Here is a 12184-nt window from a genome sequence, read left to right as displayed (position 1 = left end):
CCGCTAGGCCGCGCGCGCCGGATTGTTCGGATGCGTCGTCCAGTTGGAATACGCGCCGTGGTCGACCCGCTCCATCGTGATGCACGAATCGACCGGACAAACATGCAAGCACAAATTGCACCCGACGCAGTTCGCATCGATCACCTCGAAGTGCCGCTTGCCGTCGCGCGTCGCCGTGATCGCCTGGTGCGAGGTGTCCTCGCATGCGATGTGGCACAGCCCGCACTGGATGCAGCGCGCCTGATCGATGCGCGCCTTGATGTCGTATTGCAGGTTCAGGTACTGCCAGTCGGTGACGTTCGGCACCGCGCGGCCGCGGATCGCGTCGAGCGACGCATAGCCCTTCTCGTCCATCCAGTTCGACAGGCCGTCGATCATGTCGTCGACGATCCGGAAGCCGTAATGCATCGCGGCGGTGCAGACCTGAACCGAACCGGCGCCCAGCACGATGAACTCGGCCGCGTCGCGCCAGTTCGAAATGCCGCCGATGCCCGAGATCGGCAGGTTCGCGGTCAAGGGGTCGCGCGCGATCTCGGCCACCATGTTGAGCGCGATCGGCTTCACGGCCGGCCCGCAGTAGCCGCCGTGCGTGCCCTTGCCGTCGACGGTCGGGCACGGCGCCATCTGGTCGAGATCGACCGCGATGATCGAGTTGATCGTGTTGATCAGCGACACGCCGTCCGCGCCGCCCGCCCGCGCGGCGCGCGCGCTGACCCGGATGTCGCTGATGTTCGGCGTGAGCTTGACGAGACACGGCAGGCGGCTGCCTTCCTTGACCCAGCGCGTGACCATCTCCACGTACTCGGGCACCTGGCCGACCGCCGCGCCCATGCCGCGCTCGCTCATCCCGTGCGGGCAGCCGAAGTTCAGCTCGACCGCATCGGCGCCCGTATCCTCGACGCGCGGCAGAATCGATTTCCAGTCCTGCTCGTTGCACGGCACCATCAGCGAGACGATCAGCGCGCGGTCGGGCCAGTCCCGCTTGATCTGCGCGATCTCCTTCAGGTTCACCTCCAGCGGCCGGTCGGTGATCAGCTCGATGTTGTTGAGCCCGGCGATCCGCTGGCCGTTGAACGAGGTCGCGCCGTAACGCGAACTCACGTTGACCACGTGCGGATCGAGGCCGAGCGTCTTCCACACGACCCCGCCCCAACCGGCCTCGAATGCGCGATTGACGTTGTAGGCCTTGTCGGTCGGCGGCGCGGACGCGAGCCAGAACGGATTCGGGGAATGGATACCGGCAATCGTGCAGCGCAGATCGGCCATGACGGACCTCCTGGATCCTGGAAAATGTCGGAACGCGAGCGGTGCGTGCGCGTCAGGCGCGAAGCCGGCGATCGATCGCCTGCGCCGCGCGCTTGCCGTCCTGCACCGCCTGCACGGTCAGGTCGACGGCCCGGTGGTTGGTGCAATCGCCGCCCGCCCAGACGCCCTCGATCGAGGTCGCGCCGTCGGCGTCCACCACGATCCGGCCGCCGTCGAGCGCGAGCGCCGGCTCCGCGGCCGCGGGGCGCTGGCCGATCGCCTTGAGCACGACGTCCGCCTCGATGCGGATGCGTTCGCCGGTGCTGTCGAGCCCGCCGGCATCGGTTTCCCGGGTCACGTCGAACTCGACGGCGCATGCGCGCCCCGCGTCGCCGACGATGCGCACCGGCCGCGCCCATTCGAGCAGCACGACGCCGCTTTGCTGCGCGAATTCGCGTTCGGCCCAGGTCGCGCTCATGCGCTCGGCGCCGCGCCGGTACGCGATCGTCACCGACAGCGCGCCGAGCTTGCGGCTTTGCACCGCCGCATCGATCGCGGTATTGCCGCCGCCGATCACGACCACCCGGCGCCCGACCGGCAGGCGCGCGAGATCGTCGGCCTGCCGCACGGTCTCGATGAATTCGACCGCGTCGCGCACGCCATCCAGCTGCTCGCCTTCGATGCCGAGCGCGTTGACGCCGGCCAGGCCGAGGCCAAGGAACACCGCGTCGAACTGTCCGCGCAGCGCGCCGAGCGTGACGTCGCGGCCGAGCGCCTGCCCGGCGCGCCATTCGATGCCGCCGATCGACAACAGCCAGTCGATCTCGCGCTGGGCGAAACCGTCGACCGTCTTGTAGGCGGCGATGCCGTATTCGTTGAGGCCGCCCGCCTTCGCGCGCGCATCGAAGATCGTCACCTGATGCCCGGCGCGCGCCAATTCATGCACGCAGGCGAGCCCCGCCGGCCCCGCGCCGATCACCGCGACGCGGCGTCCCGTGTCGGCCCCGCGCGTGAACAAGGGCGCGGCGCCCGCCTGCTCGCGCGCCATCTGCCAATCGGTCGCGTGCCGCTGCAGCGCTCCGATCGACACCGGTTCATGGTCCTGGTCGTTGCGCACGCAAGCGCCCTCGCACAGGATCTCGGTCGGGCATACGCGCGCGCACATGCCGCCGAGCGGATTCGCGGCCAGGATGTCGTGCGCCGCGCCGCGCAGGTTGCCGTTGCCGATCTTGCGGATGAAGCCGGGAATGTCGATGCCGGTCGGACAGGCCGCGATGCACGGCGCGTCGTAGCAGTAGTGGCAGCGGTCGGCGGCCACGCGGGCGGCGGCCGCATCGAGCGGCGGCGCGACGTCCACGAAATTGCAGGCGAGTTGCGTGGCCGACAGACGGCCCGGGGCGATATCGCCGGTGGCTTTCCAGGACATGGGGGACTCCTGTTGTCATCGTAGTGTCCGGACGCACGCGTCCGGCGTCCCGCCCGCCTGGGCAGGACACGGCAAAAGCTCGGAATTCCGCCGACGCGCGCCGCGCGGTTCAGCCCGGCTCGGCGGCGCGCTCCAGCATCGCGTGCAGCAGCACGTTCGCGCCCGCCTCGATCCACTCGGGCGTCGCGTCCTCGACTTCGTTGTGACTGATGCCGTCGATGCACGGCACGAACACCATCGACGTCGGCGCGACCTGCGCGAGATAGCACGCGTCATGGCCCGCGCCCGACACGATGTCGCGATGCGCGTAGCCGAAGCGCTCGGCCGCCGCGCGCACCGAGCGCACGCAGGCGGCATCGAACGCGATCGGCGCGTAGTAGAAGATCTGCTCGACCTGCGCATCGAGCCGCCCCTCGGCGGCGATCCGCGCAATGCCTGCGCGCAGCTCCGCGTCCATCTGCGCCAGCACGTCGTCCTGCGGATGGCGGAAGTCCACGGTGAAGAACACGCGCCCCGGAATCACGTTGCGCGAATTGGGGTGCACCTGCATCATGCCGACCGTTGCGCACGCAAGCGGTGCGTGGCGCAGGCCGATCTCGTTGACCAGCTGCACGACCCGCGACGCGCCGAGCAAGGCGTCGCGCCGGCGCGGCATCGGCGTCGGGCCCGCATGCGCCTCCTGCCCGGTCAGCACCACCTCGTACCAGCGCTGGCCCTGCGCGTCGGTCACGACGCCGATCGTGCGCGACTCGGCTTCGAGGATCGGCCCCTGCTCGATGTGCAGCTCGAACGCGGCGTGGATCGCGCGGCCGCCGCACGGCAGGTCGCCCGCATAGCCGATCCGCGCCAGTTCCTCGCCGATCGTCCTGCCGTCGACATCCTGGCGCGACAGCCCGTAGTCGAGCGTGAACACGCCCGCGAACACGCCGGATGCGACCATCGCGGGCGCGAAGCGCGAGCCTTCCTCGTTGGTCCAGATCACGGTTTCGATGGGGCGCGCGGTCTCGATGCCGAGGTCGTTCAGCGTGCGGATCACTTCGAGGCCGCCGAGCACGCCGTAGATGCCGTCGAAGCGGCCGCCCGTCGGCTGCGAATCCGCGTGCGAGCCGGTCATCACGGGCGGCAGCGCATCGTCGCGGCCGCGCCGGCGCATGAACACGTTGCCCATCCGGTCGACGCTCACCGTGCAGCCGGCCTCTTTCGCCCAGCCGACGATCAGGTCGCGCCCCGCCTTGTCGAGATCGGTGAGGGCAAGCCGGCAGACGCCGCCCTTGGGGGTCGCGCCGATCTTCGCCATCTCCATCAGGCTGTCCCACAGACGCCGGCCATTCACCTTGATCGATGCGGCCAGTGCGACTTCGGTCATCACAGTCATCTGCATCTCTCCTGCGCGCGTTTGCTACGCGCTTCTCGTGGCGGCGGCGGGGACCTACCGCATCGGACCGGCAAGCATGGTTCCCGGAGGAACGCGGCCGCCCGCACGGCCCTGATCGTTATTTGTCTTATGAAACAAGGGCGGCCCGCTGCTTGAATCCTGTCCGATTGGTCAGGTTATAGCGTATCGACATGTCGAATACAACGTGTCAAAAATCCGGATGCGGCGCTGCGCGAGAGATAGCACGCACGTTCGTGCCGAAACCATCGATATCGAATTCCAGGCGCCGACGCCGCATGAAAACCACCACGACCCGGCACGCTCCGATTCGAAACAATTCAACAAATTATTAATAATAAATCCATCTCACCCATTCACGCCGACTCACAATTCATTTCATGACATACAGCCGAAAATACATGAAAATCCTTATTAAACATCGGCATCCATCACACCCGATGCACAAAAAAACCCTTCATTTCCAGCTTGTTTAGCACTCAAAGATAAAAACGCTCACCCCGATTGCATTCAATAAATTCACCAAGTAATATCGAAAGCACCTGTAAGGCATTGGAAAAAATGCCAAGCAGGCGTGCCCTTGAGGCATTCATGTTGAATAACCCGGTTCACAACACCAGGAGAAGAGACATGCAGGAAAATCAGCAAATCGACTTGCTCGACTGGATGCAGGAAGACACCCATCCGCAAGCGGTCGACATGATGGTCGAGGACGCCGTGGTGCCGTTCGGCACCGCGCTGTGGCCGGTCTAAGCCACCCGTTCGACCAGGCGGAAGGGGCCGTGCTCCTTCCGCCGCTTCCGGAGACTTCCGCATGCTGAATCTGCATCGCGCGCTCGGCCATCACCCCGCGCTGCGCGACAAGCTCGCGCGCGGCGACCGGGGCCGGCTGCTGATCGGCTATGACGAGCGCAATCGCGACACGGCGCTGCGCGCGTTCGAGACGCTGCCCGCCACGTTCGACGCCGCCACCGTCAGCCTCGACGGCACCCCGCCCGCCGACACCCTCGCCGCACTCGATCGCGCCGATCTGATCGTGCTGCTGTACGACTCGTCCTGCCTGCCCACGCCGTCGCCGAACGGCCCGCCGTTCCTCGCCGCGATCCGGCCCGCGCTCGTCGAGCACTGGGAAAAATCGGTGTTGTTCAAGGATTACGGCCCGCATCTCGACGAAGCGTTCGCGGAGTCGCTCGACGAAATCGCCGCACGCAACCGCCGCCTGATCGATGCGGCCGCACAGGCCTCGCAGGTGCGCTTCATCGATGAGGCCGGCAACACGCTGACGGGCTCGCTCGCGCCCGACCAGAAATGGACCAGCGTGGACGGCATGGGCAATCTCGACGTGGTGCCCGGCGAAATCGCGACGCACGTCACCGACCTGCACGGCTCGATCGTGTTCAGCGGCACCTTCCTGAGCACCATTCCGTTCGCGGTGAAGTACAAGGTGGCCGAGCGGCTCGCGGTGCTGCACGTCGAAGCGAGCAGGGTCGTCGGCTTCGACACCGAACACGCGGGATTCCGGCAGGATTTCACGGCCTACCTCGACCGGCACGAGAATCATCGGCGAATCGAGGAGTTCGGCATCGGCACGAACCTCGGCATCAAGGGCCTGTACGGTCGCAATGCCGGTTTCGAGGAGCGGCACCCGGGCCTGCACCTCGGCCTCGGCGGCGGCGCGCAAGGCAGCCACCACCTCGACCTGATTTTCTCCAGCGGCACGCTGGCGCTCGATGAGCGCATCGTGTTCGACGGCCGCTTCACCCTCTGACGCGCCGCGATGCGCGCGCCCCTCAGGTCGCGCGCGCCGCCGGCTCGGCATCGCCGAGCCACTTGTACATCACGAAGATATCGACCAACCCGAAGCGCGCATGCCGGTACGCGCGCGGCACGCGGCCGACGATCTCGAAGCCCATCTTCTGCCACAGCGCGACTGCGGCCTCGTTCTTCTCGACCACCGAATTGAACTGCATCGCGAGAAAGCCCCGCTCGCGCGCGACCTGCTGCGAGTGCTCGCACATGCGGCTCGCGATCCCGCGCCCGCGCACCGCTTCGTCGACCATGTAGCCGCAGTTCGCGACATGATCGCCCGGCCCTTCCGCGTTGGCCTTCAGGAAGTACGAACCGACCAGCACGCCGTCGAGTTCCGCGACCCAGGTACAGAGCGGCGTGTCGATCCAGCGCGCGCACGCCGCCTCTTGCGTGAGCGCGGGGTCGTACGCATAGGTTTCCCGTGACTCCACCACCGATCGGTAGATCGGCCAGAGCGCCGGGAAATCCTCGTGGATCATGGGTCGAATCGTCAGCATGCGGGGCCTCGCGTTGGGATGGAAATAGAAATAAAGACGGCGATTCTATCCAGACGCACGCTGTTCCGCGTGAACGAATAATCGACCCGCCCGTCCGCCATCCCGGATGCACCCGCCGCCTGCGCGCCGTCGCCTACGCGCCGTCTACAATACCCATACCGTTACCGGCCCCGGTCCCACTCTTTCCGCGAGCCTCATGCAAGACGACGATCCGACGATGTCCCCCCGCCCGCCCGCCGCGGCAGCGGCCGCGCCGGCCGCCGCGCGCCGCCGCAAGGCGCACATCCGCGAACTCAACGAGGCGCACCTGCTCGCCTGCGCGGAAGCCGTGTTCGCCGAACGCGGCTTCGAGGGCGCGAGCACCGCGCTGATCGCGGAACGCGCGGGCCTGCCGAAAGCCAACCTGCACTACTACTTCCCGACCAAGCTCGCGCTCTACTGGCGCGTGCTCGACGATCTCTTCGAGGACTGGCACCAGGCCGCGAACACCTTCGACGCCGGCGACGATCCGGTGACGGCGCTCGGCGGCTACGTGCGCGCGAAGATGGCGCTGTCGCGCCGCCGGCCGCTCGGCTCGAAGGTCTGGGCCAACGAGATCATCAGCGGCGCGACCCACATGCAGGACATTCTGCACGCGCGCGTGAAGCCTTGGATGGAAAGCCGCGTCGCGCTAATCGAGCACTGGATCGCGCGCGGCCTGCTCGAGCCGGTCGATCCGAAGACGCTGCTGTTCATGATCTGGGCGACGACCCAGCACTACGCGGACTTCGAGGCGCAGATCCAGGCGCTGGCCGGCAAGCGCGCGCTGGCCGACAAGGCGTTCGAGGCGACCACCGAGGAAGTCGTGCGGATGATCCTGCGCGCCTGCGGCGCGACCCGGCCCACGCCGCGCGACGACTGAACGCGCGCGGCGCGCCGCCGCCTCAGTCGAGCGTCTCGCCCGCCGTCTCGCGCAGCATCCCGACCGCCACCAGCGACGCCACCACGCATGCGGCGACGTAGCCCGCGGGCGCGAGCTTGCTGCCCGTGATCCGCACGAGCCAGGTCGCGACCAGTTGCGCGGTGCCGCCGAACAACGTGACGCTCAAGGCATAGGCGATCGAGATGCCGGTCGCGCGCACGCGGCGCGGGAACGACTCGCACATCAGCGCGAATTCCGATGCCGAGCCCATCGAATAGAACAGCAGCATCAGCGCGGTCAGCGGCATCACGACGAACAGCGACGGATAGTGATTCATCAGCATGAACGCGGGAAACAGCAGCGCGACCAGCACGCCGCGGCCGATGAAGATCGGCAGCCGGCGGCTGCCGATCCGGTCCGACAGCCAGCCGAACAGCGGGCACGTGACCAGCATCACGCAGCCCGACGCCACGCCGACGAACATCGACAGTTTCATCGGCAGGCCCAGCGTATGGATCGCGTAGGTCGGCATGTAGAAGGTCAGGATGTAGGTCGACACCGTGCCGCCCATCACCGTCAGCGTCAACAGCACCACGGTGCGCGCGTGGCGCGTGAACAGCTCGCGCAGCACGCCGTCGCCGACGCCGTGATGCTCGCCCGGGGCGTCGTCGGCGAGCCGCCGGCGCAGGTACATGCCGACCGGCGCGATCAGCACGCCGACCAGGAACGGAATGCGCCAGCCCCAGCTTTCGAGTGCGTCCTTCGTGAGCGTGTTCGACAGCAGCGCGGCGAAGCCCGATCCCATCAGGGCCGCGCCGCCCTGCGTCGCCAGCTGCCAGCTCGCGCGAAAGCCGCGCCGCGACACGCCACCCTGCTCGAGCAGCGTCGACGTCGCCGCGCCGAACTCCCCTCCCTGCGAGAAGCCCTGGATCAGGCGCGCGCTCACGATGATCAACGGCGCGAGCACGCCGATCTGCGCGTAGGTCGGCGCGAGCGCGATCATGCCGGTGCCGAGCGCCATCAGCATGATGGTCAGGTTCAAGGCCGCCTTGCGGCCCCTGCGGTCCGCGTACACGCCCAGCATCACGCTGCCGAGCGGCCGCGTGAAGAAGCCCGCCGCAAACGTCGCGACCGACAGCAGCAACGACGTCGTCGCATCGTCCGAGGGGAAATACAGCTTGCCGATCAGTACGGCGAAGAAACCGTAGACGGTGAAGTCGAAGAACTCCAGCCAGTTGCCGATCACGGCGGCGGCCACCGCGCCGCGCCGACGCGTGACCGCACGCGCCGGCGGCAGGGCGCCGGATTCGGCGGCGAGCGTCATGGGGTCGTGTTGCATCGTGTGTGTCTCCTTCGCGATCGCGCCGCCGCCGTGGTCCGGGCGCGGCGTCGCCTTGTCGTTTTATCGTTCCGTCGTTTCGTCACGCCGCCGCCGCGCGCCGCATCAACGGCCGAGATAGCGTTCGACGAGCCGGGTCCAGAACGCCGCGCCGATCGGCAGGTTGTGATCGTTGAAGTCGTAGTGCGGGTTGTGCACCATGCAGCCGTCCTCGCCCGCGCCGTTGCCGAGCCGCACGAACGCGCCGGGCCGCTGCTGCAGCATGAACGCGAAATCCTCGCTGCCCATCAGCAGGTCGGCCTGCTCGACCACCTTGTCCGCGCCGACCAGTTCCTTCGCGACCTGCGCGGCGAAATCGGTTTCCGCATCGCTGTTCACGACGACCGGATAACCCTCGATGTATTGGACCTCCACCCGCGCGCCATAGCTCGCGGCCTGCGCCTCGGCCAGCTCGACGATACGGCGCTTGAGCAGCGCGCGCACGTCGGGGCTGAACGAGCGCACGCTCAGTTCGAGGCGCGCGCGATTCGGGATCACGTTGTTCGCGGTGCCCGCGTGGATCGTGCCGACCGTCACCACCGCCGGCTGGGTCGGATCGACATTGCGCGCGACGATGGTCTGGAGCGCCATCACGATGCTCGCCGCGACGACCACCGGATCGACCGTGAGCTGCGGCCGCGCCGCGTGGCCGCCCACGCCTTCGATCTCGATGATCGCCTTGTCGCCCGCCGACATGAACGCGCCGCGACGCATCAGGAACACGCCCGGCTCCGCGCCGGGGTGGTTGTGCATGCCGAACACGGCGTCGCACGGGAAGCGCGTGAACAGGCCGTCGTCGATCATCTTTTTCGCGCCGCTGTCGACGCCGTGCTCTTCCGCGGGCTGGAAGTAGAGATGCACGGTGCCGGAGAAGCGGCGGGTTCGCGCGAGCTGCTGCGCCGCGCCGAGCAGCATCGTCGTGTGGCCGTCGTGGCCGCATGCGTGCATCTTGCCGTGGGCGGCGCTCGCGTACGGCAGGCCGGTCGCCTCGATGATCGGCAGCGCGTCCATGTCGGCGCGGATGCCGATGCTGCGCGCGCCGTCTCCCACCTTCAGCGTGCCGACCACGCCCGTCCGGCCGACGCCGCGCGTGACCTGCCAGCCCCACGCTTCGAGCCGCTCGGCGACGAGCGCCGCCGTGGCGACTTCCTCGTAGGCGAGTTCGGGGTGGCGGTGGATGTGGTGGCGAATCTCGCGCAGGCCGGCCGCGGCCGGCGCGAGATCGTCGATCTCGGTGAAACGTGTGTCGCTCATGGCGGGCTCCGTGGGGTGCTCGGGCATCCGGCGGCGGATGCGTGAAGCGGGCCACTATAGCCAGCCAAATCAACGTCAATAAGATGCGGAATTTTTCACTGCGATAAAGGATGTTTATCGGGGGTTATCCCTGGGGTTGAGCCGGGTGCGTCGACCTGTCTTGTGCAATGATGGGTCCGGCACGCGCGGCTCGGATTCTCGCGCCGTCGCACCGCGGCATGACTTCCCAACCAAGATCGCCCCTGAGAAATAGGGAACTGCCGACGGCCGCTCATGACATGCGAAGCGAGGACATCGATGGTCAAGGACGATACTGACAAAGCGCGTCGAGAGGCGGCCAGGCTCGGCGTCGCGATAGAGATCATTCCGCACGACACCAGCGGCAAGGCCACCGCGGACGCGGCGCTCGCCCTCGGCGTGGACGCCAGCCTCATCCTGAAGATGATGATTCTCGTCGACAAGCAGACCGGCGACAGCGCGGGCGTCCTGATCCGCGGCGATGAGCGCATCGATCAGAAAAAGCTGCGCGATGCGACCGGCCTGAAGAACCTGCGCTTCGCCAGCCCCGAGGAAGTCACCCGGATCACGGGATATGTGATCGGCGGCGTCCCGCCCATCGCCCTCGACCACTGCACCTACCGGGTGATCAGCCGGAGAGTCAGGGATGCCTCGTTCGTTTATGGTTCCGGCGGCAGCGAGTTCTGCGCGATGAAACTCGCGCCGGAGGAACTCGAGCGCATCGCCCGCGTGCAGTTCTGCGATGTCGGCGCAGACGGCTGAGCTTGCCGCCGGGCGGGCGGGATCCGGGAGCCGACCGCGGCGGCATGGCCGCGCGTGCCATTCCACGAAAGGCCGGGTGTGCGCGCCTCATCCCTCCCGCACCCGCTCCAGATACGCCCAGAACATCTCCGCCATCGCCTCGGCATAGACGTCGATTTCCGCCGGGGTCCGGGGCTGCTCCGAGAACTGCTTCCCCACCGCGCCGAACGTCGCCCCGATCAATTCGCCGGCCAGCACCCGGGCCGGCTCCGCCGCATCGGGCAGCACTTCCAACATGAACGCCTGGATCGTGCATCGACCCGACGCCCTCACCTCCTGCGTCTCCGGCGCATCCCGATAGAGCGGCGCGGCATCGCTGAGCGCGACGCGCATTTCCGCCTCCTCGCATTCCGAGCGGATGAACGCGCGCGTCAACGCGTGGAGACGCTCGCGCGGCGTCTTCTCCCGATCCTCGAGGATCTCGCGCAGCAGGTCGCCGGTCTCCCGCCACTCGTCGCTCTGCAAGCGGAACAGCAGCGCCGCCTTGTTCGGAAAATATTGATACAGCGAGCCGACGCTCACGCCGGCCTTCTCCGCCACCCGCGCCATCGTGAAGCGCGGCGCGCCTTCCTTCGCCAAAACCTGAATAGCCGCCTGCAGCACGTCCTCCACGAGACGGGTCGAGCGCGCCTGTTTGGGCTGTTTTCGCGAGGAAATCTGGGTCATGCGACGTTCGCTCATCGGGAGCCGCCAATGCGAATAGTAAAACCTGAATGATTAGTCGTATTCTAGACATGCGCATCGATGCCTTCAACCCTTAGACGGAGTCCCGCATGACCACCTTGACCACCTCCCCCGTCGCGCCCCTGCTGGCGCGCCTGTTCGCCGAATCCGACGCGATCACGCCCAGGACGCACCCCGTCCTGGCGGCCCTGCCGCCCGAGGAGCACACGCGCCTGATGCAGAGCAAGACCGAATATTTCGATCTATACGGACAACTGAAAGATGTGCCGATCCCGGTCTCGCGGGATACCGGCGCGCTGCTCTACATGCTCGCCCGCGCCGGCCGTGCGCGGACCATCGTCGAGTTCGGCCTGTCGTTCGGCATCTCCACGCTGCATCTGGCGGCGGCGTTGCGCGACAACGGCGGCGGCCGTCTGATCACGACCGAGTTCGAGCCTTCCAAGGTCGAGCGGGCGCGCGCCAACCTGACGGCAGGCGGCCTCGTCGATCTCGTCGAGATCCGCGTGGGCGATGCGCTGCAAACCTTGGCGCACGATCTTCCCGACGCCATCGACCTGGTGCTGCTCGACGGCGCGAAGGCGCTCTATCCTGACATCCTGAGCCTGCTCGAACCGCACCTGAAGCCGGGCGCGCTGATCATCGCGGACAACGCCGACTACAGCCCCGAGTATCTGGCGCGCGTGCGCACGCCCGCCGGCGGCTATCTGTCGGTTCCGTTCGGTGACGAAGTCGAGCTGTCGATGCGGCTCGGTTGAAACCGCGTTGAGGCGGCGGCGGC

At 67.5% G+C, this 12184-nt stretch carries 12 protein-coding genes; 5 read left to right on the top strand and 7 right to left on the bottom strand.

Features of this window, described 5'->3' with window-relative positions:
* Positions 1–3: 3 nt before the first annotated feature.
* The 3 genes from preA to Bsp3421_RS05980 form a co-directional block, all read right to left on the bottom strand.
* The gene (gene preA / locus Bsp3421_RS05990) at positions 4–1266 is read right to left on the bottom strand and encodes an NAD-dependent dihydropyrimidine dehydrogenase subunit PreA (protein ID WP_273997421.1); all 1263 of its coding nucleotides are present in this window, start codon (positions 1264–1266) and stop codon (positions 4–6) included.
* Positions 1267–1318: 52 nt separating this feature from the next.
* Positions 1319–2671 (bottom strand): NAD(P)-dependent oxidoreductase, encoded by a 1353-nt coding sequence (locus Bsp3421_RS05985; RefSeq protein WP_273997419.1) that lies wholly within the window; start codon positions 2669–2671, stop codon positions 1319–1321.
* 109 nt (positions 2672–2780) lie between these two features.
* A complete protein-coding gene (locus Bsp3421_RS05980; protein ID WP_273997417.1) occupies positions 2781–4046 on the bottom strand; it encodes a Zn-dependent hydrolase in 1266 nt (421 codons plus the stop codon).
* 648 nt (positions 4047–4694) lie between these two features.
* Between Bsp3421_RS05980 and Bsp3421_RS05975 the strand changes: the two genes are divergently transcribed.
* Positions 4695–4817, top strand: coding sequence for a hypothetical protein (locus tag Bsp3421_RS05975; protein ID WP_059573278.1), 123 nt, complete (start codon positions 4695–4697; stop codon positions 4815–4817).
* A 61-nt stretch (positions 4818–4878) separates the two neighbouring features.
* Positions 4879–5832, top strand: a complete 954-nt coding sequence (locus Bsp3421_RS05970) for a leucyl aminopeptidase (RefSeq protein ID WP_273997415.1) — start codon at positions 4879–4881, stop codon at positions 5830–5832.
* Between the two features lie 22 nt (positions 5833–5854).
* On the opposite strand, the gene Bsp3421_RS05965 is transcribed toward Bsp3421_RS05970, so the two are convergent.
* Positions 5855–6370 carry a GNAT family N-acetyltransferase gene (locus Bsp3421_RS05965; protein WP_273997414.1) on the bottom strand — a complete coding sequence of 172 codons (516 nt, stop codon included), beginning with the start codon at positions 6368–6370 and terminating at the stop codon, positions 5855–5857.
* Between the two features lie 196 nt (positions 6371–6566).
* Here Bsp3421_RS05965 and Bsp3421_RS05960 point away from each other — a divergent pair, with 196 nt between their 5' ends.
* Positions 6567–7271 (top strand): TetR/AcrR family transcriptional regulator, encoded by a 705-nt coding sequence (locus Bsp3421_RS05960; RefSeq protein ID WP_273997413.1) that lies wholly within the window; start codon positions 6567–6569, stop codon positions 7269–7271.
* Between the two features lie 22 nt (positions 7272–7293).
* On the opposite strand, the gene Bsp3421_RS05955 is transcribed toward Bsp3421_RS05960, so the two are convergent.
* Positions 7294–8610, bottom strand: a complete 1317-nt coding sequence (locus tag Bsp3421_RS05955; RefSeq protein ID WP_273997412.1) for an MFS transporter — start codon at positions 8608–8610, stop codon at positions 7294–7296.
* A 105-nt stretch (positions 8611–8715) separates the two neighbouring features.
* Positions 8716–9903: a M20 aminoacylase family protein gene (locus Bsp3421_RS05950; RefSeq protein ID WP_273997411.1), complete on the bottom strand. Its 1188-nt coding sequence runs from the start codon at positions 9901–9903 to the stop codon at positions 8716–8718.
* A gap of 297 nt (positions 9904–10200) precedes the next feature.
* On the opposite strand from Bsp3421_RS05950, the gene Bsp3421_RS05945 reads away from it, so the two are divergent.
* Positions 10201–10683 (top strand): aminoacyl-tRNA deacylase, encoded by a 483-nt coding sequence (locus Bsp3421_RS05945; RefSeq protein WP_273997410.1) that lies wholly within the window; start codon positions 10201–10203, stop codon positions 10681–10683.
* Positions 10684–10770: 87 nt separating this feature from the next.
* On the opposite strand, the gene Bsp3421_RS05940 is transcribed toward Bsp3421_RS05945, so the two are convergent.
* Positions 10771–11388, bottom strand: a complete 618-nt coding sequence (locus Bsp3421_RS05940) for a TetR family transcriptional regulator (protein WP_273997409.1) — start codon at positions 11386–11388, stop codon at positions 10771–10773.
* A gap of 107 nt (positions 11389–11495) precedes the next feature.
* Here Bsp3421_RS05940 and Bsp3421_RS05935 point away from each other — a divergent pair, with 107 nt between their 5' ends.
* Positions 11496–12161, top strand: coding sequence for an O-methyltransferase (locus Bsp3421_RS05935; protein WP_273997408.1), 666 nt, complete (start codon positions 11496–11498; stop codon positions 12159–12161).
* Positions 12162–12184 lie beyond the last annotated feature (23 nt).

The sequence above is a fragment of the Burkholderia sp. FERM BP-3421 genome (assembly GCF_028657905.1).
Lineage (GTDB): Bacteria > Pseudomonadota > Gammaproteobacteria > Burkholderiales > Burkholderiaceae > Burkholderia.
Note: the sequence above shows the minus strand (reverse complement) of the source record. Positions and strands in the feature narration are given on the sequence as shown.